General features: G+C 41.6%; 13 protein-coding genes. 2 read left to right on the top strand and 11 right to left on the bottom strand.

Features of this window, described 5'->3' with window-relative positions; all coding sequences use genetic code 11:
- Window positions 1–112 precede the first annotated feature (112 nt).
- The 11 genes from C4S61_RS19355 to C4S61_RS19305 all read right to left on the bottom strand — a co-directional run bounded on the left by C4S61_RS19355 (window position 113) and on the right by C4S61_RS19305 (window position 21,447).
- Window positions 113–1,645, bottom strand: a complete 1,533-nt coding sequence (locus C4S61_RS19355) for a sulfatase family protein (protein ID WP_103926440.1) — start codon at window positions 1,643–1,645, stop codon at window positions 113–115.
- A 4-nt stretch (window positions 1,646–1,649) separates the two neighbouring features.
- Window positions 1,650–4,565, bottom strand: coding sequence for a glycosyl hydrolase (locus tag C4S61_RS19350; RefSeq protein ID WP_103926439.1), 2,916 nt, complete (start codon window positions 4,563–4,565; stop codon window positions 1,650–1,652).
- A gap of 677 nt (window positions 4,566–5,242) precedes the next feature.
- Window positions 5,243–6,124, bottom strand: coding sequence for a sulfite exporter TauE/SafE family protein (locus tag C4S61_RS19345; protein WP_103926438.1), 882 nt, complete (start codon window positions 6,122–6,124; stop codon window positions 5,243–5,245).
- A 430-nt stretch (window positions 6,125–6,554) separates the two neighbouring features.
- Window positions 6,555–9,530, bottom strand: coding sequence for a glycosyl hydrolase (locus C4S61_RS19340; RefSeq protein ID WP_103926437.1), 2,976 nt, complete (start codon window positions 9,528–9,530; stop codon window positions 6,555–6,557).
- A 195-nt stretch (window positions 9,531–9,725) separates the two neighbouring features.
- Window positions 9,726–11,861 carry a M1 family metallopeptidase gene (locus tag C4S61_RS19335; protein ID WP_235010117.1) on the bottom strand — a complete coding sequence of 712 codons (2,136 nt, stop codon included), beginning with the start codon at window positions 11,859–11,861 and terminating at the stop codon, window positions 9,726–9,728.
- 28 nt (window positions 11,862–11,889) lie between these two features.
- Window positions 11,890–13,236, bottom strand: a complete 1,347-nt coding sequence (locus C4S61_RS19330) for a M24 family metallopeptidase (protein WP_103926436.1) — start codon at window positions 13,234–13,236, stop codon at window positions 11,890–11,892.
- A gap of 113 nt (window positions 13,237–13,349) precedes the next feature.
- Window positions 13,350–14,795: a sulfatase gene (locus tag C4S61_RS19325; RefSeq protein WP_103926435.1), complete on the bottom strand. Its 1,446-nt coding sequence runs from the start codon at window positions 14,793–14,795 to the stop codon at window positions 13,350–13,352.
- A 163-nt stretch (window positions 14,796–14,958) separates the two neighbouring features.
- Window positions 14,959–15,372, bottom strand: coding sequence for a DUF3864 domain-containing protein (locus C4S61_RS22525; RefSeq protein WP_103926434.1), 414 nt, complete (start codon window positions 15,370–15,372; stop codon window positions 14,959–14,961).
- A gap of 63 nt (window positions 15,373–15,435) precedes the next feature.
- A complete protein-coding gene (locus tag C4S61_RS19315) occupies window positions 15,436–15,861 on the bottom strand; it encodes a DUF3863 domain-containing protein (protein WP_262495036.1) in 426 nt (141 codons plus the stop codon).
- 443 nt (window positions 15,862–16,304) lie between these two features.
- Window positions 16,305–18,038 carry a RagB/SusD family nutrient uptake outer membrane protein gene (locus C4S61_RS19310; protein ID WP_103926432.1) on the bottom strand — a complete coding sequence of 578 codons (1,734 nt, stop codon included), beginning with the start codon at window positions 18,036–18,038 and terminating at the stop codon, window positions 16,305–16,307.
- A 97-nt stretch (window positions 18,039–18,135) separates the two neighbouring features.
- Window positions 18,136–21,447 carry a SusC/RagA family TonB-linked outer membrane protein gene (locus tag C4S61_RS19305; RefSeq protein ID WP_103926431.1) on the bottom strand — a complete coding sequence of 1,104 codons (3,312 nt, stop codon included), beginning with the start codon at window positions 21,445–21,447 and terminating at the stop codon, window positions 18,136–18,138.
- A 243-nt stretch (window positions 21,448–21,690) separates the two neighbouring features.
- Between C4S61_RS19305 and C4S61_RS19300 the strand changes: the two genes are divergently transcribed.
- Window positions 21,691–22,320: an ISAs1 family transposase gene (locus C4S61_RS19300; RefSeq protein WP_146064445.1), complete on the top strand. Its 630-nt coding sequence runs from the start codon at window positions 21,691–21,693 to the stop codon at window positions 22,318–22,320.
- Window positions 22,321–22,873: 553 nt separating this feature from the next.
- The coding region (tnpA, locus tag C4S61_RS19295; RefSeq protein WP_103926429.1) for an IS66 family insertion sequence element accessory protein TnpA at window positions 22,874–23,127 on the top strand (254 nt) is incomplete at its 3' end.

The raw sequence follows: 23,127 nt of genomic DNA, 5'->3' as shown, positions 1-23,127 counted from the left end.
AGTTATTACAACTTAAGCAAATGAGAAAGCAAATGAATAATAGAATAAAATTTTGTCTACTTATCATAGTTGTTGGTAACTTACTTCTAAAGATTTGAACCAGCGATATAATCTATTTGGTATTTCCTGATTTTCTTTTAGGGGTTTGAGGTTCTGTATCCACTTCAGTTGAATAAAAAATAGTGCCTCCAGGTTCCAATACCAATCCCCATTCCTCTACATATGATTGAGCAGGTCTAAAATCATCGTCGATCTCTCGAAGTTTTTCCTGGAGTTTTTTATCCATTGATCCTACCAAATCAGAGAATTCAGGGTTTAGAACTAAATTATCCATTTGCAAAGGATCCTTAATATCATCAAAAAGCAGCCAAGGTCCTTCAAGTGACCTGACATAGGAGTACTTGGGGGTCTTTACAGCCCTATATTCCCTTCCATATTCACCCTTTACAAAAGGAGCTAGATTCATGTAAAGTACTGCACGGTTTTCCCTTTCTTTCCCATCTATGATTACTGAAGAGAGATCCTCCCCTTCTACAGTAGCAGGAATCGGTAAACCCGCCAAACCGAATAATGTCGGGAAAATATCCGGCGTATTGATAGGCATAGTTATTTCTGTTCCTTTTACTCCATGAATAGCAGGGTAACGCAATAAAAACGGTACCATTGCGGATTCACTCAAGGGTACTTGTTTTGCTTTAGCCCTTACGCCGTGCGACCCGAGCATTTCTCCATGATCGGAGGTAAATACCAACAGTGTGTTTTCTGCCAGTCCCATTTCATCCAACGTAGCAAGCAAATCTCCAATACTTTTATCCAATGCCTCGCAATGCGCATAATATCCCTGTGCTTCAAGTAAGAGAGTCTCATTAATTGTTGAATCCGGGACATTAGCAGGCAAAATAATCTTATCTAACGGATACCTTTCTTTGTATTCTTCCGGCGCGGTGGGATGGGGGAAATGGGGTGTCCCATAAGATAGAAACAGCGCAAATGGCTTGTCGGCATCCGCATGATCCCGAATGTACTGCTGGGCATCTTTTGTTTGCGCAAATACGTCATATCCATCCCAATACAGTTTCTCATCAGAATCACCTGAATAGTAATGGGAATTATTGTAATTATGGTCGCATTCAGCAACCTTCCAATACTGAAATCCTCTGCGACGTTCCTTCGGTATAAATGAATGACGACCATGTCCATCCAGATGCCATTTGCCTATGTAGCCCGTCTGATATCCTCCGGATACCAACGCATCTCCTATACATAATTCGGTGGGAGGAAGATGAAGGTCATTTAAAAACATGCCCGTGGAAGTAGGAAACCTGCCTGTCATCAGGGAAGCTCGGTAAGGAGTACAAATTGGAATTACGGAAACAGCATTGAGGAAATTAAAACTTTCTTTTGCCAGTAGATCAAGATTTGGCGTATTTACATTTGGGTCTCCTGCATATCCTGTTGCTGAAGCTCGCCATTGATCTACGAGAATATAAATTATATTGGGCTTTTTCTCCTCTACTACTGTAGAACAGCTTAATAACATGAAGACCAAGGCACTAAATAAGATGATATTATAGATTTGAAATCCTTTTTGATTGAGTTCAAATGATGAATTTAGCGAACAAAATAGATTTCTTTTTTTCATCATCTTGTCATTTAGTTACAAATACAATTTCCACTTTTCCTATTAAGCCCGATGCCAATAAGGGGCTGTTTTCAGTAAATTTAATTTTGGCATTTGTCCTCGTAAATGGAATTTTATCCGGACTCCTCAGATCTCCGACAATCCGGTTATTCCATGTATTGATGACTTTTACCGTAATGCTATTTGTCCCCGTCTTCAAGTGTGGGGTGATTCGGGCTGCATAAGGTGGAACCCATACAATTCCACAATCATTGCCGTTGACAAAAACTTGCGCCATCTCCTGTACATCTTCAAAGGAAACGATGGCCTCTATATCCGAAGTTAGTAAAGTCTCATCAAGAGAAAATTCCCTGGTATATTCCCCAACGCCGGAATAATAGCTGGCACTTTTATCCTCCAAATCGGACCAACTGACAAGCTTGTCCAATATCAGGGATTTCGGCCCTCCCCAATCAGGATCAAAACTGATATTCCAATCAGTTGAGAGATCTATGGGTTGGCGAATATTTCCTGATTCGAGTTTAAACGGAAGCCCCTCCAGCAAATTATAATATAACCCGTCATCATTTATTCCTGCAGTATACTTTTTGAAAATGACAAAACGTGAAGCTAGCGGATCTAGGGTCATTTCAAGTTTTATCCCATTTTTGACCTTGGTGTAGTTGACATCCCTTTGTATCAATCCTGTTTCGGCATCCCACACCTCCGGTTTGCTATCTTGATCCACCCTGAAAACTGCTGATATTTTTTCCTGATTTTGACTGCTGTTGGATACGAAAAAAACATCTTCATTTTCCGTTCTTCGGTGCACAAAGTCAATATGCAGGTCATGATTGTCCGTACCTGTCACATCAAGATCCGGCGGTATGGACAGCTCTGCCAATACTTCCTGGACCGATTTCCCCCAATAAACGGTTCCCCTTCCATATCTCTGGGAAAGTATCTTTTCCCCGTCGCAATCCCCCCAGATTTTGTCAGCAATCGCGCTTACTTCTAAGTCACTAGCCGGGTAATCTTTTAATGAGGTGGCTCTTTCAGGTTTTTTTCCAATGACCACTGCTCCGTTAAAAATCAGCTTTTCTAGTCGTTTTAATACTTCCAGAGATATGTCTTCCCTGTCGGGAAGCACCAATGTTTTGTAAGATTGGCCGTGAGGCAAAACCAGGTTTCCATTTTTTGTCTCCAGGGTTGTGGTAATTACATCCTCATTGATAAAATCATATTGATATCCTGAAAGCTTGCCGGGGTTTATGGGTTTTGGTCTTCCACAATGAGGGCACTTGCTTTCGTCATAAAAATAAGTCGGAAAATTACCCGGCATGTCGGGGGTGTAATTTGGGTCCAATCTTCTGGGAGGTACCAGATTGGGTGCTTCGTCTCCATAATACAAGAGTACGTCCGCAACATAATTTCCCTTACGTAACATGTAGGAACATCTTGCAATATAATCCATAAAAGGCCGGGCCATTTCCCACCAAGTCGCATTTACATTGATATGTTCTCCGGCGTGATACACAAATCCCGGCTTGCCGGCAATTTTAGGATTATGGGAGAAAGTGTGAAAGACAACTTGGTTCAGACCTTCACAAAAGGCAATGTCAATCAGTTGCTTAAAGTCAGTTGGGCCATGCTGCCAATGGTTCCATCCTGTAAGCGACTCTGAGGCAACTATTTTTTTTCCATAAATATGGGCAGCACTAGAAGCTTCTTTGGTTACCCAGTGTCGTTGCCTATTCCAAAATTCTCCCATGGGAATATGGGAATTTCCAAGCGCTTTCAAGGGTTCGACCCTCACATTTCCACCATGCCCTGCCTCAATGATCATCTCAATCCCATGTTTTTCCGCAATTTCCACTGATTGGGCAAAATGATTTTCAATCATCAAATCACTGATCAATTTGTTATAATCATGCAAAAACCGTTTTGCCAACTGATCATCGCTACTGACATGATTTTGAATTAAAGGAAGATAAGGTCTAGCATCATATGCGTAAATCTCTTTGAATTTTGCCAAAAAAAGAGGACTCCAATCATCCGCTTCCCACACCTCATAGCTGTCGTGCATAAAAAATTTGAACTGCTTGTCCTTAGAAGTTATAGGTGCCAACCTATTTAAAATACTATCGAAATAATTCTCAGTGGCTTCTTTACTCAAATGGTCAATTATCAATCCGCTGGAATTGGGACTGGGTACAACCAATTCCTGTCCGGTATTGCTCATAAAAAAGGAAAGAACTTCCCATTTTCCCTTAGGTACATACCATTCTATAAACTTACCATCTTTGGTAAATTCATCTAATACAATGGCTTCTCCAGTACTGAAGTCTATTACCTTGGCTTCGGTAAATGGAACGGCAACGGATGTAAGCAAGGTATTGCGGGAGGCGGATTTACGTTTACTTTTAGGTTCCAAAATAGGGAATTTCAGTTGGGATGGACCTTCTACCACCTGACTTGAACTTAGCAATTCTTTTGCTGCGTGTTTTTCTTCTACCCATTCCCCACCTGCATTCCAACTACTTGCGGCAACCCAGCCTAAATCAAGATCCAACTTTTTGGCTGTAGAAAGTGCAAGTGAAAAATATTTTAAAGATTCATCTCCCAACATTGGCGGACCGGCAGGAATCAGTTTTTCTTGATCCATTAGTGCCCCCAGATCCCAGATCAATGCCCCTCGCATGCCTTTGTTTTTCATTTGCTCAAGCTCAAAGACCATTTGGGTGGTATCTATGTAACCATTCATCCAAGTCCATAAGGCAAGTGCTCTGTTATCCTTAGATGGATTGCGAAATTCCTCTTCTGATAACGAGGATATTGATTTGTCTTCTGATGGGGTACAGCCTAAGAGTTGGAAAAAGATAAATAACGATGCGAGAATTACTGAAATCCCAATAATCCGAAATTTGATATCAAATCTGTGCATCTTATGAATTTTGGTGACCAGTTTAATCTAGTGGGTTAATTTTACCGAGGTAAAAATTAGGGAAAAGGCATTGCTAAAAATTCCAACATTTTAACCAAAAGATATCTTATTTTAACTCCTTTGGGTTCAAATCCGATTTACTCATCCCATGTCAAGGAGGCTAATGCAGGCATCCATTTGCATTTGGGATATTTGGTAGCTAAAGAGCGATAGAAGGCTTACGAAAAGTTCCCTTTATGTTGTTTTATCCATTTCCTCTATTGCCTGACTGCAAACCTGACATAGGCATAGCCGTTGGTAGAACCAAGCTCCTTTATAAATTCTGTCAAAATCCGAGGTTTCATAGTATTGACTTCCGTTCAACTTAGGTCATTATAAACTAAATCGTCAACACAGATAAACACAATGTTGGACTTTATTTGATCAGGATTTTCACTACCGAAAATTCAGATTTCTGGGCTGAAGCCGTTATCAAGTGGAAGAAAATTGATCCACTCCCCTTTACTGTCCTGCTTTTCATTTTTTAGATCTAATGGTCATATGATAGTTTCAAATCATTCCCTTTTTTTTGAAAGGTCGAGCATGAAATAAAACAGACTATCCCAAAACCAAAAAATGCAACACTTAAATATTCCCCAATTTTAGATACCATGAATCACCCATTTTAATTAAGTCATCTAAACTACTATGATTTTCGACTCTTGTTCTTTTCGGGAGGCAGAGCGAAACATCCATCCCGACGTATAAAGTACAACACCTAAGACCACCCATCGGAGAATTAACAAGGGCAAAGATTTGACAACATAAGCAGCAAGAAACACGCCTATGACTCCAGCAATCGTTAACGAAAATGAAACTTTCCTGTCATATGCATTTTGTTTGACAAATCTGGCTCCTCCTGCTGCCATTAGCATAGCAGTTGCTGTCATCATGATAGGGAAGGCCGTGAGTGGATGCATCCCAAGCGCATAAACCATCGCCATGCAGGGGGCATAAAATCCGACTCCGATGGTTTGCAAGGCACCAAAAATAAAACTCATAACTAAAATAACAGCCAACTTCCAACCTGTCAGTCCTATGGCCTCACCTCCGGTTGGCATCAAATTGAAGAAACCAGCGATCATAATCAGTCCCACAGCCAGCAGGCCAAAACCTAATCCTATCTGAATCCTGCTTCGTGACATCTTGGAAACAATATCGGCTCCCAGCAACGCACCCAAAGGTGCGACTATTGACATGGATACCAGGGTAAGTGTGTCCACTTCAACTACAGTCATAAATATAAAAGCCTGAATTACAACAGGAATGGTATTCCCCACATTCATTGTTCCAGGGATAAGGCGGTCATCGACAAGTTTAAAAAACTTAAAAATTGCAGTCTGCTGTGCAAAACTTCCAATCCCCAAGGTGTCGAAAAAGTTGGTGATGAATCCGGTTCCTAAAAGACCTGACCATGGTTTACCTGAAAACGTTTTCCTGTTTCTGAAAACATCAGTAATGTAGTAGTACCCAAAAATACCCGTAATAACCCCCAGAATTAGTTTTAAAATGATACTCATACTTCAACGATTAAAATTATAATTAGCTCAAATAAACTTTTTAAAGAAACCTTGGTCAGGTTATTTTTCACATCCGTATTCTAGGGTATTATTTGATAAGCATTTAGAGAAGGAGTTTTGTAAAACGTTTGCTATTCTTTCTCCACTCCTCCCCTGCACGGGCTCTGATTTAATCCGTAATACCTTGCCGGGCAGTAAATTTTCCAATCATCAAACTAGCCCTGGAAAGACTGTAAACCTAATAGTTGGCATAGCAGTTGGTGAAAGCTATGACCGCTTTATATATACTGTCAACATTCGGGGATTCATAGTATTGACCCCTTCCGGAATGGCGGCATTCCAGATGGTATAGCCCCCAATTAATCGGAAAATTTAATTTTTTCTATTGTATAACATGTTCTATTTCAAACTTCTTTAAAATTTTTATTCACTACTTAACTTCAATCGTTTGGGAAAAAAGCAAGCGAATCGGTCCAAATAATCCTGCAGGCTCTACATGCCATTCTGTATAATTTTCCAACCAACTACCTCCATCGGATCGAATATTTGTTTTTGTAAACCGCTCCGTTTCCGGCAGGTCTTTATCACCTGTTAAGCGGTTGACCCAGAGATTCATCACCTCAATTTTCAGTTCATTTTCCCCCAATTTTACTTGTCCAGTTATATTAACTCTAAATGGTGGCTTCCAGACAACTCCAGCTGAATTCCCGTTGATAAAAATTTCAGCTATTTCCCCTACATCGCCAATATCCAGGTAAATATTTTTTCCATCACCCATCCATTCATCCTTTACAATAATGGTTTTTTGATATTTCCCTTTTCCTGAATAGTATTTTATACCTGGGTCATTGTGTTCTGTCCATGAAATAAGTTCAGGAAATTCAACCTTTCCGGGACCTCCCCATTTTGGATCAAACTCCACCTGCCAGGCTCCGTTAATTGGATAGGGTGTGGGAATATTTTCAACTATAGCCTGCATTTGATTCCCTGAATTCTTTACAATCGTGTACTTTCCATTTTGCCAGCACTCCATTTCTAAGGAATTACTTTTTACTTTCAAGACCTTCTCTTCCGGCAATCCCTCGTCGTTTGAGACTTCCTTCAAAACGGCAACCAAGCCCTTACCTGAAAAACCCTTTTTAAAAACCACAAACGTAGAGCCACCTGGTGGAAGCACTACCGGCAAAGTGATACCCCCTTCTTTAGATTGAAAAATATGTTGGTCCAAAATGGAACCATCTGATGGATCCCAGAATTGTGGTGCTGCATTTTCGACCCGAAAAGTACACTCAGTACTCAATTGGGCCAGCGTTTTATTATTGATGAAATAGATATGGGAAAGCGCTGTTTCCCTGTGAATGAAGTCAAATTCGAAATCAGCCTGAGAATTTTGTGTTGAAAAATCAGGACCAATCCCTATATTTTTTAACCACTCTTCAGGGGTATATCCCCACACAATTTGTCCTTTTCCGTAATTATTTACTTTAACCGTTGAGCCATTGATTTTTCCCCACATCTTTCCTGACAGTTCACGAATCGCTTTTGTGTTACTTTCCATTTTGGCCAAACCCGGTACTTCGGTCGGTTTAGGACCAATAATGGTCGCCCCTTGAGAAACCATTACTTCCAATTTGCGCAAAACCTCAAATAGCATATCAGACTTATTAGGTAGAACCAGAACCCTATAAGTCATGCTATTGGGAAGCACAATCCTGCCATCTTTAACAGACATACGGTTTAGGATGACATCTGAATTCACGACATCATATTCGTAACCGGGACCTAGTCCATCAATTCTTGGCTTTTCAGGAACATTATGATAATACGGCCAAAAGTTAGGAGCCTGATCCCCGTAATAATAAGCTACATCGGCAACATAATGGCCTTGTTGAAGCATGAAACTACAGCGGGCAAGATAATCCATAAACGGGCGTGCCTTTGACCACCAGACTACCTGAGGATTCATGTCAATTCCAGCGTGGTAAGTTCGTCCGGGAAATTGATCTTCCATAGGAGAATGCGAAAACCCATGATAAGTTACCCTGTTCAGTCCTTCAGAAAAAGCCCTGTCCACCAGCATTTTCCTTTCAAAAGGGCCATCTCTCCAACGGCGCCAGGTTGTCCATGACTCTGCATCAACATATTTTTTCCCATAAATATGTGATGCACTGGCGATTTCTTTGATTAAAAAAAGATTCCTTGGATTTCCCAACCAGAACTCCCCCCTTGGTATGTGGACATTACCCAATGCTTTCAGGGCATCTACCGGACAACTTTCCCAAAAAGGAGGGCCAGGGCCCCCGGCCTCAGCTACCAGTTGGACACCATATTCTTCACACACCATGCTTCCTGTGGTGTAATGACTGTAAATCAAAAGATCACTGACAGACTTTTTATAATCATATTCAAATCGCTTGGATTGATCCTCATTTACGATTTCCCACCCTAAAAACACTGGCAACCAATTTATTGGACTGTAACCATGTTGATTTTTAAACCATTTATGAAAGTCTTTCGTCCATTGAATACCCTCATGCAATTCCATACTGTCATCATCCAGGGTTTTGAGTGGAGAATTTTCCTTTGTACCTTTTTCGATTCCCAATTGCTTAAAAATGTACTCAAAATGAAACCGTGTGGCTTCTGGATCCAGAAAATCAATAAAAAAACCCTTTGAATTAGGACTAGCGGCGATTAACTGTTGTCCGTTGTTACTGCATACGAACCTCTCCACATGCCATTTACCGGGAGGGGCATTCCATATTAACTCTCCATTTTTAAACTTGTCTGAAATATCCATTATTTCTGACAAATCAGAAATTCTATTATCCGATGAGTGGGGCCAGGCCAGAACAGCCACATCCAAATACCAAGCCGGCAAACCGTCAGAACCTTTAGGGCATCCAAGCGGAACTTCAGGAAACGGTAATGACTTTTTAATCTGACCAGGACCGGAAACAACTATGCCTGCATGAAACAGGTTTTTACTTGCCATTTCGGGTGTAACCCAAGCCCCTCCTGAGTTCCACCCACTTGCGCAAATAAGACCTAGTTCAAGTTCCAGTCGCTCAGCTTCTTTTATTGCATGATGAATCGCCTTTACCGATTCCACTCCTAAAAAGGGTGGCCCATTAGGCACAAATCCGTCAGGGTTTCTCATGGCCTCTGTATCCCATATCTGCAATCCGCCAAGTCCTTTGTCTTTGGCTTCCTCAAGGTCACGGGTTATTCCGGATAGCGATACATCGCCATTCAGCCAGTTCCAGTATGCCCTGGGCCTTGCTTCTACGCCAGGATTCCTGAAACCTTCAATTAGATAATCATCATGTGGAATTTCATTATTGCAGCCCACAAGAAACAAGCAAAATATTCGGGGGAAAATCTTAATTAATAATTTTATTTTCATTTTTTTTCTAAATTTTACCGCTTTCTAGAATTGGTTTTAAATGAAAAATACTTCGGCCTGGCCAAGTAATCCGGATTCCAGCAAAGGTGATTTTGCCCCGAATTTGTTTGATTTCACATTGCTTTTGGTATATATAAATCAATGGTTTGTTAAGATTTTTTTTTTAACTCAACTGTTTAATTATGAATAGCCTAACTATCGGTTCGAATTACGAATTAGCTCAATCGCCTGCTCTGCTGCATTTTTCAATACATTACGGGGCGATCTGACTTTTGCCGCATCTGTAAGAAATCTCAATTCTGATTGATTGCCATTTTCACCTATCGCTATAAGTGCTTGTGCCTTTACGAGGTAGCTGTCATCCGTTTCATATTTACGCCTGAATTCACCTATCATGGAAGGGTCTTTCATTTTTCCCAGTGCTTTTATGGATGCTGCTCTGACTTTTGAATTGCTATCGCTGATGGCCTGTAAAAAACTATCTTTACTACCGTTTGTGTGGAATTCAGACAAGTTCTGAATTGCAGCTTCCCTAACGGCCCAGAAACTATCGTTCATTGAGTGCTCCCTCCATTTCTGAATCGTTTTCGGAGAACTGTGGAAGGCCTTCAGTTGGTCTATGGCCCATAATCTGCCGGGAACATCATCGTTATCCATCTGAAACAAAAGCTCTTCCTCAGTTTTAGGATATGTCCATTCCTTAAGCAGGTGATTACCTTCATCAAACCGAACCATTAAGGGCGCTGCATCGAGTTTGAATTCAAATTTCTCTAGATTCTTTTTCAACCATACTTTTTCAACCGTCTTTCCATCCTTATTATAAAATCCGATATTAACTGGAATACTGTAAATGGGCACATTCTTCCACTTATCCTGAGTTTGTTTTATTTCCAACGCAAGGATCTTAGTAGATTCATCCCAGTTTTTTGAGATTTCAAAAACGGCATGACCTGGATGAAATAGAAATTGTTCAAAAAACCAATCCATGTTCAAGCCGCTTACATCTTTCGTACATTGGATAAAATCCTGGGTGCTTACCGCTTGAAATTCAAACCTATGCAGAAATTGACTAAGGACTCTGAAAAAGGTATCATCACCCAAAACAAAACGAAGCATATGTAATACTGAAGCTCCTTTGGGATAGGCATGGCTGTCAAAGTTTTGTCCCGGGGTTTCATACCGGTTAAAGACAATGGGGCGCATATACCTATCATGTGCTTCACGCAGGTAGGCATTCTTTTTCTTCAAAAGGTCAAAGGCGGCTTCATCTTCACCCCAGTCGTATCTCTTATAAAGGTAGTCAGAATAGGTGGCGAAGCTTTCATTTATCCAGTTATGCTCCCAGCTTCTGCATGTAACGAGGTCTCCCCACCATTGATGGGCAACCTCATGGGCAATGATCCCTTCAAAAGAGAAGTCGATTTCTTCCATTCTATTGGTTACAGCCCCTTCTCCAAGCAGCGTTGCAGATGTGGCTTCAGCTCCCCCTCCTTGATGTGCGGAGACCACCTGATCATACTTTTCCCATGGATACTTATAGCCAAATAGCGTGTTAAAAAAATCTATCATGTAGGGGGTCTTGGCAAACGATCTCTTTGCATCTTGCTCATGCCGCTTATATACCCAATAGTTTACAGGTAAAGAGCCTAGGGAGTCTTCGATTACGGTATAATCGGCAATGCTCAGGTTTATCAGGTAAGTAGCGTGCTCTTTGCTTTGTTTCCAATGGTAGGTATGTTTTCCCCTTTCCTGATCCTCCGTAATGCTCAGTAGCTTCCCATTTGACAGTACCTTATAGTCATTATCCACCGTAACAATCATTTCCTGCGTTACTTTGTCATGGGGATAGTCATAGCAGGGTATCCACTGTCTAGCTTTGTTGGGCCAGCAATCGGAAGAAACCTGCAATTGATTCGTTTCAGTTTTATCAATAAATTTTAGACCTTCTACTTGCTCTGCGAGATAATACTTCACAGTAAACTTCACCGTATCCGTGTTTGAATAGGTGCGGGAGAGGTTTATATGCAGTTTGTCTTCGCCTTGCCTAAAGGAAATCGGATATCCCTTACTGTCGAGCACATCGGTTACAACCAGTGATGCTGCATCAAGTGTTATCGTATTCAAATTGCTTCTAAGTGGTGTCAGGGAAACCGTATTTTCTCCAGTCAACTGTTTTCGATCAATATCAATATCAAGTTTTAACTTGTAATGTATGGCGTCGAAATCCCTATCCGGTTCAAGGGTGACAGGCCTTTTGTAAATATCAAGTCCTTGAGCCAAAAGCACATAATCCATCGTCAACAGAAATAGGATAACAAAAAGATTCTTCATCGTTACGAAATTAAATTAAGGTTTCGTGTCAATTGTTCTTCATAAATGCTTCAATTTCATCAATCGTCCTAGGCAAACCCTCCGAGAGAATTTCAAAACCATCTTCGGTTATTACCACAGTATCTTCGATTCGTATACCTGTAACTTCGTCAGCTTTTCCCATAATATCACAGGCAAAGACGAACCCAGGCCTCAGTGGTTCACCACGGTCGAAGTTAAGCATCCTGTCATGTACAGCCATGCCAATACTATGGTTATATCCGCCGTCACGTATCCACAAATTATATCGGTCGTCCGAGGTGTCAAGCCCTTTCTTTTCAAGCTCTTTTTTCACTTCTGCACCGATCTCTGTCAATGAAATCCCGGGTCGGTAGAGTCTCTGGCATATTTCCCTGACAAAGAGGCCTAGTTCATAAATCTCGCGCTGCGTTTCGGAAAATTTACCACTTGCTGGAAAAGTCGTTGAAACATCGGAAGCATAATTCGATACATTGGCGCCACCGTCGAGAATGATAAAGTCTTCTTCCTCCAGTATTCGATCGTATTGCATGTAATGGCCATAGGCGTGGTTTTTATCCGACATGATAATGGTCCCGTATGCCAACCCCTTTGCCCCACCGGCCATGCAAATTTGTTGGAAAAGAGCCGCCAGTTTTATTTCCTCAACCCCCGGTTTGGTATTTTTCATTACCGCTTTATGTGCCTCAACAGAAAGTCTGGCAGCCTGTCGAATCACATCAATTTCAGCTTTTGACTTAATCTTTCGCAATTCCCATATAAAGGGGGTACAATTCAAAACCTGATTGTCAGGGAATCGCTGGCTTAAGACCGTTACGAATTGCATTTCAGGGGTGAGTCTTCCATCCCATTCGTTGTCGGTTACGGTGCGTTTGAATTTGTTGAATTTTTCCATGGAATTTTCGCCTATATACTCCTCCGGACTGAACGGCGTATAAATTACCGTGCCTTTCGTCAGTCTATTTTTTAACGTTTCAGAAAAATCTTCGTAAGGAAGATAGTGCTCAATTCCCGTGATTTTTACGGGGTTTCTGACAAGGTCCAATGAAATATTTTCGCCGTCGGCATGGCCCTCATCAATAGTGAAAAACAACGTGCTTACCCTTTTTTCTCCATCCACAATAAGAATAGCATCGGGAATTTCTACCCCGGCAAAATACATCATATTGTTATACTGCGTAAAAGGTAAATCTCCAAGGGGTTCAGATGCCCCTCTGATTATTACAATTCCATCGGGAATCATATCCATGAGTTTTTCCCTTCGATTAGCGTATTCGTACTTTTCAAAGGTTAACTGTGCTTTTACCTCAATTACCGAGATGCACAACATTAGTGTTAGAAAAAAACAAGTCTTCATCTGTTTATAATTTGATTTTTAAAGGTCACATGGAATGCCCTAGATAATCATACCTCTTTGTGTCGACCACTCGTCATAGGCATTTCACATGTTTATAATTACACTGTTTTTAGTTAGTCATTTCTTTGATATTTTGAATTTATTTCAGTGGAAATGGGTGCATCAGTTTCCTGTTGCCACTTGATAAGCTCGTCGAGTAATTCATCTCGTTTATCTATTTGAATTGCCGCAAGGTTGTTTGTTTCACCAATATCTTCTGCCAGATTATAAATTTCTACTGCATTGTTCTTAAGGATATTCTCACGTCCTTTATCGAGTACCCACTCTTCGTGAAACTGCAGCAACTTCCAATCCCCTTTTCGTATTACGCTTACAGGCCTAGTTCTAAATAATGTATCCCGTGCCTCGTCCCTCATCCCATCATAGGAATTCAGATATGCCGGAAAATGCCAAAAAAGAGACTCCCTGTTTATTGATTCCTCTCCATTTAATAAAGGCACTAAACTTGTACCATCCAGTTTATAATTTTCCGGATGTTTTGCACCAGCCAGTTGAAGAAAAGTTGGATAAAAATCTGTACTGATCACCGGTTCTTCGCAAGTTGTCCCAGACCTTATTTTACCAGGCCAATAGGCAAACAAGGGTACCCGAATTCCCCCTTCATAAAGCATCCCTTTTCCGCCACGCAATGGTTTTTGACAAGTATATGTCCCATGGCCACCGTTATCTGAAAAAAAGATTACCAGGGTATTTTCACTTAATCCCAATTCTTCGAGAATCCTGTTCACTTTTGCCACACTCTGGTCAACACTTTCGATCATTGCAGCGTAGGTTGGATCATTATGACACCCAACACCTTGCTTTTTCTCATAATTGGCAATTAAGATTTCTTTGGCCTCTATGGGAGTATGAACTGCATAATGCGATAGGTAAAGGAAAAATGGGCTGCCGGTTTTCTTTGGATTATTTTCTTTGATAAAGTCAACAGCCCTATCTGTTAAATGATCTGCAAGGTATTCCCCTTGGGAATTAAAATGCCCTTGAAATCCAATCCCCGGAAAATCCAAGTCGAAACCTTGTGCCCTTGGTGAATTTCCAACATTCCATTTGCCAATCGCAGCACTCCGGTAACCTGCCAATTTTAGAGCTTCTGAAATAAAAATATGTTCAAGTCCCACTGTGGTGGAGTTCTGTATGGGAATTAAACGCCTGTCTTTAGGATCTCCCCTGTCTGATCTGGCAACCGTAAATACCCCATGCCTTGGGGAATATTGTCCGCTAAGCAAGCAGGCACGGGTAGGAGCACAGTTAGGTGCATTGGCATAAGCTTGGGTAAAGATCATCCCATTTTTTGCCAACTTATCAATATTAGGTGTTTCGTAATATTCTGCCCCCATAAATCCAACATCTTTCCACCCCATATCATCAATAAAGATGAAAACGATATTAGGTTTTTCTATTTTTTGGTCTGATTGGCTGAAGGAAAATACGCCTAAAGCAATAAACAAGATGAATGGAGTCAGTTTATAAAATCGGTTTTTGTCTTTTTGACTTTTCATTTTCAAATCAGGTTTAAAGGAATTACCACCTTCTAGTTTAATAAAAATCAGGAATCAATACGATCCGTTGACAAGTTGTAAAACACTTCTAAATTAAATATTTAATTTATTTTAGGTGGTGGCTTTCATCAACCAATACTGGATACCTTCTTTTTATCATTTCCTACTCGTTAGGAGATAGTTTACCTATTTTTATTGGTACATCTTGTGGTCTAATTCCCTTTTGGTTCAGGCGATTCATCAGGCTCCAATTACGGATCGGTTTTCCCGGCTCCGGGTCCACAGATTCTTGTGCTTCCAAGTCATATCGGGTAAAATCGATCACTTTTTTGGGATTTTGGGCAATCCAGTCTCGGAGAGTGGCCAATCGGAAATCCTTGTTCATAAACCAGCGGATCTCCAGTTCCGGTTCTGACCCGCATATGCCGGACCCCCTATGTACGAAGCGGTAATCAAGTTCATCTCTTTTTATAATGCTCGCGCCAAAGCATACCAAACTCGCCATGCGTAATTGGCTTGGCATTTGGCCACCTTCTACGGATTTGAGTATGCCAAATTTCCATTCCTTCCATGCCATTACGACCTTGATAAAAAGGGAACAGCTGGCGCGTCTCTAAAAGGCTAAGCTCCTAAATTGTGGTCACCCTGCGAAGCCATTCAGCTCGAATCCCTTGTCGAAATGGGTGGAAGTTGTGGCAAGCATTTGACTAACACCCAGTTCTGTCCCCAATCTAATCACCGTCTCGATAGGGCCAACGCCCATCCTGCTTCCACAATTGACCCCGTCGATTCGTCTTGCACCTGGATACCTCGCGTTCAGAAAGTCTATCATCCATCCGTCCAAATTGACACAGTCTATGAGATCTTTTGCACTCTGTGCGGGTTTGTTAAAATGCTCTTTGGATGGGTAATTGCGGTAAACAATTGATCCGTCACCGGCTCCATTATCTACAGCATACTGACTCCAAATGGTACCTTGGCAAACATGAATCCCTTCTTTTTCAGAAAGGTACCTCAGATTTTCGGCGGCCATAAAGCCCCCAATGACTGCCTGTGGCCTACCGATGACAACGTGTATAGTATTTTGAAAATATTGAAATTTCCATATTTTATTCTGAAAGGGACGGGTCGATTTCCAGATGTTAACTTATTATTTGCTGATATAATAATAGTTTAGGCAATCCTTTTTTCTTCGTGCTTTTGGCTTGATCCAAAAGAACCAAAATCCCGATAACTATCGGGACAAGATTTGCCAAAGCTACCACCGCACGAGGCCGAACGCTGGCTCGCTGGCAAATCCTCCCACCGCGCCCTTACGATCAATGTTTTGTCCAAACAGCTAAACTTCAATCGTAAATCAAGAATTTTATGGCTTTGAGCTTCAAAAACCCTGTCATTTCCATTTTGTATGTTCGCAGGATATTTAAGACTCAATGTGACATTCGATCCTTATTAGACAGACTCTGTTCATTGATCACCTTTTCTCAAGACTGAAAAAAGGCATCTTTTTTACCAACCTGGATTTTGAGTTAGGTTTTGATTTAATGTTAACTCATTTGTCGGAATTGGCAATAGGTAGTCTCTGCCAGGATTGAATCCGAAAGTGCTCCCTGGACCACTTAATGCATTTTGATAGGGATCAAAAAACCCGGCTTGATTCCTTGGAACTGCCGGAGCAATGGCAATTAACGCTGGTGTTGCAAAGGTACCGACAAACCTTTTTCCGACCCAATAGGCGTGAGCTCTCCAACGCATCAAATCGTCAAATCTGAATCCTTCAGCAAATAGTTCCACTGTCCTTTCCCTTCTGATCTCATGGAGATAATCAGGTATCGCATACCCGTAGTTTGGCCAGTTTGGATCGGGGGTGATGCTACTTAACTTAAGGTGGGGCATGCCTACCCGGTCTCGGATTTTATTGATGGTTTTATCCACATCAGCCTGTGTTAGAGTCCCTAACTCTGCTTTTGCCTCTGCATAAATCAGCATAGCCTCAGGTAATCGCATAAAGATATAATCCACGTTATGATTTTGGATGCCGACTGCAGGATCCACCACGATATGTCTAAATTTCCTAGACTCTATTCCTGTACCCGAATTCAGAACATCAGGAAGTATAAAGTAGGTTGTATCTGTGCCTTGGATTCTTCGGATATCGGTTGGAACCATTACTGACTGAGCTAGTCGCGGATCTCTGTTTTTCTCGAGGATATCCAGGGTAGCATCACCCACAAAAAGCGGACTAACCGCAATGGGTAGCCCATCTTTGCAAAGGAAAAACTTGGTTGCCTCGTAGGTATAACCGTAAGCGTTGGGCCAGTTCCACAATTGATTTCCGAATGTATTTCCATGAGCCTCCCGATCATAATGCTTATAAAAAATCACCTCACTAACACCTGCATAATTGGTCCTATTAAAAAGATCCGCATAAACTCGATTGGGATTTCCTACTACAAGTGAATAATTTCCTCCATCAACTATTTGAAGGGCAGCATCTGCTGCCTGCTGAAGATATGCTTTTCCATCTGTTTGACCCGCAAAAGGCGTCCCTTGGTGGTATTTCTCCCATGTACCTTCATATAGACAAGCTCTTGCCTTAAACATTAGTGCAATGTCTTTGCTCAACCTTGTTCCGGGAGTGGCCAGCTGATTACTGGGGCGCATCTTCGAGATGGCTATCTCCAGATCATTGAGAATGAAATTAAAGACCTCCGTTCTTTTATTTCTAGGAGCATTCAAAATATCCACATCTGCCTCTGTCACAGGCTTATCGATAATTGGCAGATCCCCAAAATTTTTCATCATTTCATAATAAAACCAAGCACGGAAAAAATGGCCTTCTCCAATATAATGATCTGTCATATTGTTTCGGACCTTGACCCGATCGACATTAGCCAGAAAATAGTTGATGTTACGGATATTGACCCAATTCCATCCTCCTCCTGAAGCGGGAATATTTATCGCCCCATCAAGTCTCGGTGTCCAACTAGCTCCGAACACATTTATTGCCGGCAAAGCAATGTCTGTTCCTCTATCCTTTGTGGGGGCGTTCCCACCTCCCGAAGGAGGCCAACCGTCAAAGGTATCATAGAACGTGTTGAGATAGAGTTCCATGTCGCCCGTGGAATTCCAAAACTCCGGATCGGAAATCTGATCCAGCGGAACCCTGTTCAGAAAATCATCATCGCAGGAGTTAAGCGTTATTCCCAATAGAAATAAGACTAAATAATATATCCTTTTCATAGTTTTTAAATTTTTATGTTTTCAGATGTAACCTCGCACGGATGATCGTCATTGCTACCAACGACCAGATTCATGCTCGATATCATGATATTAATCGTTAGAAGTTAAGGTTAATTCCTGCTGAGAAGGTTTTACTCAATGGATACGCATCTCCCGAACCGTACCATCTTCCGGCTAACGCTTCTGGATCGAAGAACATAAGATTGGTGAATGTCAATAAGTTTTCAGCCGAAAAATAAGCCCTCGCATTGGTCAACAATGCCTTTTTTGCAATATGCTTGGGGATTGAATACCCAATTTGCAGATTTTTAAGCCTTAGGTATGCAGCATTTTGTAGTAAATGATCGGTAGGCATGCCATAGTTCTTCTGGTTTTCTCCAAAGAACTGCGCATAGGGTTTTGGAAAATAGGCATTGTAATTGGGGCCTAAAGCACTTGATTCGTCTCTCCAATAATCCATGTGTCCCTCTAACACATTATTATGCATAGGCCCTGCTGCGGGTCCTCTGAAAACGGCACTCTGCCCAAATGACCAATCTCTCCTCGCAACACCCTGGAAAAATATGGATAAATCAAAATTCTTCCAACTGCCTCCCAAGTTTAATCCATAGGTGAATCGTGGGGTGGTGTTTCCAAGAATGGTAAGATCTCCAGGGTTATTAACCGTATTGTCCCCGATATTTATTCTCCCATCCTCATTTAGATCCTTATACCTAAAGTCACCTGGTCTCCATCTCCCGGGAAAGATAAAGCTCTGGTTTACACCTTCATTGATTTCTTGCTGGTTTTGATAATGACCATCGTATCTATATCCCCATATTTCGCCCAAAACCTGTCCTTTGTAAAAGGTAGAAAGTAATCCTGTTTGATTGGTGTAATTAATAACCACACTTTTGTAATCTGCCACCTGACCTCTGATCTGATATTTGAAATTTGAACCGATGGTACCCTTGAATCCTAGCTCCAACTCCCATCCTCTAGTCCTAATTTCACCTTCATTTCTCTTTGGCACGGGGCTACCCAAGACAGCCGGAAGTGGGGATCCGGGAGAAACTAAGTCCTCTGTATTGGTTTCATACACTTCAAAGGTTAAATCCAATCGATTGCCAAACATTGCCATATCAATGCCTAGATTTTTGGTTAAAATAGTCTCCCAGCTTAGATTTACACTATTTAAATTGGGGGCTCCCACTGCCCAGGCACGTTCATTTCCAAATAACCATTGATTTGTCTGACGAATAGGTAAGGTAGGTACGTACAAGTAGTTAGCCACGTCTTGGTTTCCCAATTTCCCATATGATCCTCTAACCTTTAACAAATCAATAAACCGAGATGAGGATAAAAATTCCTCTTGGGAAATAATCCAGCCGGCAGATGCAGATGGGAATACACCTGTTCTGCGGCTCGGTTCAAATCTTGAGGAGCCATCCTGCCTTACATTGACCTCTAGTAGGTATTTTTTGTTGAAGATGTAGTTTAACCTTGAGAAAAGACTTTGCGTGCTCCAATGTCCCTTGGCATCCCTAACGAATTGATCGCCCACTGAAGTACTGACGGAGGGGACTGCATCACTCAACATAAAAAAACTACGGGCATATAAGTTACTGTAATTCCATACCTCATGCTGATAACCTACCATCAACCGAAAATCATGCTTTCCGATTTCCTTTGCGTAGGAGGAGTAGATGTTTGGAGAAAAATAATTATTTCTGATCAAATCATTTAGATACTGGGTGGCTTGCCTGCTTTGGGGCTCTAAGGCAATTTCACCACTAGGTCGCACCCAAGGAAATTGCTTGGCAAAGCGGGTATCTTCAATTTGTTCGGAGGTAAAGTTGAATTGGGCAGTCGTAACCCAGCCCTTTATCGGCTCGATATCGATTTTTGGCGATAAGACAATCTGGTTATTCCGGATTTCTTGCCTCATGTTCTTCCATTCTTCTACCCGGGTTTGCAAAGTCCATATATCTGAATCAGGATATTTGGCAGGCGTTCCAAACTTAATCTTACTGAGCCAATTCATATACCAAGCCCTTCCATAGTCCGGATTCCATGGAAAATTCTCGTTTTCGGACTTATACTTGGTAATAAACTCCACATTCATCCATTTTGTCAACTTTGCAGCAATCTTAGCATCGACATTGAACCTGTTAAATGATTCATCCCCAAACCGGAGCAGGCCGTCTTCAGTATAATAACCAGTTGATAAGTAGTAATTTATACTTTCATTTCCTCCTGATAAAGCAAGGTTATACTTTTGCCTCATAGATCTATCCCTCATGAGCAAATCGGAGATTCCATCATTGGCAACACCAAAAGTTCCTGTGTTCAAAATATTCCAATCATCCGCACCAGCCAAAGGAAGCATGCCCGGTGCACTACCTGGATTTGCTAAGTTTCTTTCGAGGCGCTGTAAGGCCTCAGTAGGGTAAGGCGGAGTACCTCCAAAGTTCGTGTTTGCATCGTTCAAAGCATGCGCCCAGTCCATGCCACCCTGAAGTCTAGGCCAGATGGTGGGTTCACTAAAGCCAACATTACTGGAAAAAGATATTCTTGACCCCGTGCTTCCTCTTTTAGTGGTAATCAGGATAACACCATATGCCGCCCTCGCTCCATAAATGGATGTGGCAGCAACATCCTTCAACACAGAAACCGACTCGACATCGTTTGGATCGATATCATTGAGGTTCATTGGAACCCCATCAACCAATACAAATGGCGCTGTACTACCTTCGAAAGAAGCCAATCCACGGATGCTCATCGCCATATCGGCTCCTGGCTCCCCTCCAGCTAAATTAGGGGTAATAACTAAGTTACTGACTAATCCTTGTAAAGCCTGCTGCATATTGGTAACCGGCCGATTGGCTAGGTCCTCACCCTTTGCAGTAGATACGGCTCCTGTCAAATTGATCTTCTTTTGGGTACCATACCCAACAACAACTACCTCATCCAAGGAAGAAACATCCGCTTTCAAGGTAATGTCGATTTGGGACCTGTTATTGACCGGAACCTCAATGGTTTCAAATCCTATGTAAGAAAAAACCAAAGTCGCTCCTTCAGGAGTCAAAATTGAATATGTCCCATCCAAGTCTGTAACGGTTCCTTGTGTAGTGCCTTTTATGGTAACAGAGGTTCCCGGAAGGGATTCTCCTTTTTCATCTACAACTTTTCCGGTAACCTGAACCTCAAAGGGAAGGGCAGCCGATGTATTTTCATACAAAATCAATCCAAGAACAAGGTGGTTGCCTCCTAGGGAATTAGAACTCGTATTTCCATTAGCATAGGCCGCATATACTACATTTTGAATCAAAAATACTTGTAAAATGATACAAGAGAGCAATTTATACAGTGTGAGTCGAGTCGGTTTTTCAATAAACTTTTTAGAAAACCTGGTAAAATTTAGTTTCATAGAAAGTGAAGTTAATGGTGGAATTAAGAATAAAACTAAAGACAATACCTTTTTCAATTATCAATTATTTTGACTAATTAATATGATATTTTAGCCATTCAAATAAAAAAATCATTCCTTATCATCAGGGAAATCGCTTTTAAAGATTTTTTAACTTGGAAAATTTTAGATAACGGTCAAAAAAATGGCCTTTCCTGAAAATCCTCTCAAAAATTCCCCGGTTTTCGCTTCATTTTTTGCTGAATTGGAAGATCCCAGACGCACTTTCAAGGAAATCATCTGTATCCTCTAGAGGAGATCCTTTTTCTATCCATTGCCGCTTTCATCAGCGATGCGGAAACTTGGACCTTTATCAGTTTGTTTAGGAAAGCAAAGCTGGAATGGCTTAAGAAGTTTTTTCCTTTTGAAAACGGCATTCCATCCCATGATGTGCTTGGAAAAGTGTTTGCATCCCTTGATTCGGCTCAATTCAGTAAATGTTTTGTTTCTTGGGTTGATTCTCTGGCAAAGATGACCGCTGGCGAAGTCATCGCCATTGACGGAAAAACACTTTGCGGTTCCGATGACAAGACCTGCGGCAAGTCGGCTTTGCATGTGGTTTCTGCTTTTGCCTCTTCCAATAGTCTTTGTCTGGGGCAGGTGGCGGTGGACTCCAAAAGTAACGAGATCACTGCATTTCCGCAGTTGTTATATCTACTGATACTACAAGGCTGCATTGTCACCCTGGATGCCATAGGTTTTCAGAAAAGCATTGCTCAGGCTATTCAAGATAAAAAAGCCGATTATGTACTGAAGGTGAAAGACAACCAAAAGGAGCATAAAGGCAAAATCGAAAAACTTTTCCATAGCTCCGATCAAGGGCGAGTTCACTGACTGGGATGCCGGCCATGGCAGGTTTGAGCAACGAAAATGCGAAGTAGTTGATCAGTTGGATTTTTTAGATGATCGACACCAGTGGTCGGGACTGAAAACCGTTGTCAGACTAACCTCGGAAAGAACCATCAAGCAGACCGGTAAAAAACCAGCGAAACGCGACACTACATCACCTCCTTAGCTCCGGATCCCAAATTAATCGGCCAAGCGATAAGAAGTCACTGAGCGGTAGAAAACAACCTGCACTGGAGTCTGGACGTCATTTTTAAAGAAGATGCATCCCTGAAAAAGGCGGATAACTCAGCACTAAACTTCAATTTCATCTCCAAAATGGCACTTTCGCTACTTGAAAAGGAAAAATCATCAAAAAAAAGTAAGCCGTCAAAAAGCCTACTCGCCGCCCTGAATGATGATTACCGCGCTAAACTCCTCAAAATCTAAAAGCGATTTCCCTGCCCTTACCATTTGTGACAACTAATTAATTGTGAACTAAACGTATCCCTCCGACGAACTGCATCTTGATGCGCTTTGAATTCTGAGCTAAAGTTGCGGGATGAAAAAGACGAGTATCGAAACCTACTATGAGCTGTTTTACAGGTGGCAGCGATCCGGATTGAGTAAAGCAGCTTTTGCAGATCGAGAAGGGATTTCAAAAGTGAGTTTTTATGCTTGGTGCAAAAAGTTTGAAACCAAGCCCGATTCCCAGGATGCTTCCACCGGTTTTACCAGAATCGAACTGGCTGAGTCCGCTTCTCAGTCAGCGGTGGCCAAGATCAGCTATCCAAGCGGAATCAGTGTGGAGCTGTT

Origin of the sequence: Algoriphagus boritolerans DSM 17298 = JCM 18970, assembly GCF_900108085.1 — a bacterium.
Classification (GTDB): Bacteria; Bacteroidota; Bacteroidia; order Cytophagales; family Cyclobacteriaceae; genus Algoriphagus; species Algoriphagus boritolerans.
The sequence above is the reverse complement of the archived record's forward strand: the minus strand, read 5'-3'. Positions and strand labels throughout refer to the sequence as shown.

Coding starts and splice junctions, on each gene's coding strand:
- C4S61_RS19345 (WP_103926438.1), bottom strand. CDS start 6,124: ATGAGTATCATTTTAAAACTAATTCTGGGGGTTATTACGGGTATTTTT.
- C4S61_RS19355 (WP_103926440.1), bottom strand. CDS start 1,645: ATGATGAAAAAAAGAAATCTATTTTGTTCGCTAAATTCATCATTTGAA.
- C4S61_RS19350 (WP_103926439.1), bottom strand. CDS start 4,565: ATGCACAGATTTGATATCAAATTTCGGATTATTGGGATTTCAGTAATT.
- C4S61_RS19325 (WP_103926435.1), bottom strand. CDS start 14,795: ATGAAAAGTCAAAAAGACAAAAACCGATTTTATAAACTGACTCCATTC.
- C4S61_RS22525 (WP_103926434.1), bottom strand. CDS start 15,372: ATGGCATGGAAGGAATGGAAATTTGGCATACTCAAATCCGTAGAAGGT.
- C4S61_RS19330 (WP_103926436.1), bottom strand. CDS start 13,236: ATGAAGACTTGTTTTTTTCTAACACTAATGTTGTGCATCTCGGTAATT.
- C4S61_RS19335 (WP_235010117.1), bottom strand. CDS start 11,861: ATGAAGAATCTTTTTGTTATCCTATTTCTGTTGACGATGGATTATGTG.
- C4S61_RS19305 (WP_103926431.1), bottom strand. CDS start 21,447: ATGAAACTAAATTTTACCAGGTTTTCTAAAAAGTTTATTGAAAAACCG.
- C4S61_RS19340 (WP_103926437.1), bottom strand. CDS start 9,530: ATGAAAATAAAATTATTAATTAAGATTTTCCCCCGAATATTTTGCTTG.
- C4S61_RS19310 (WP_103926432.1), bottom strand. CDS start 18,038: ATGAAAAGGATATATTATTTAGTCTTATTTCTATTGGGAATAACGCTT.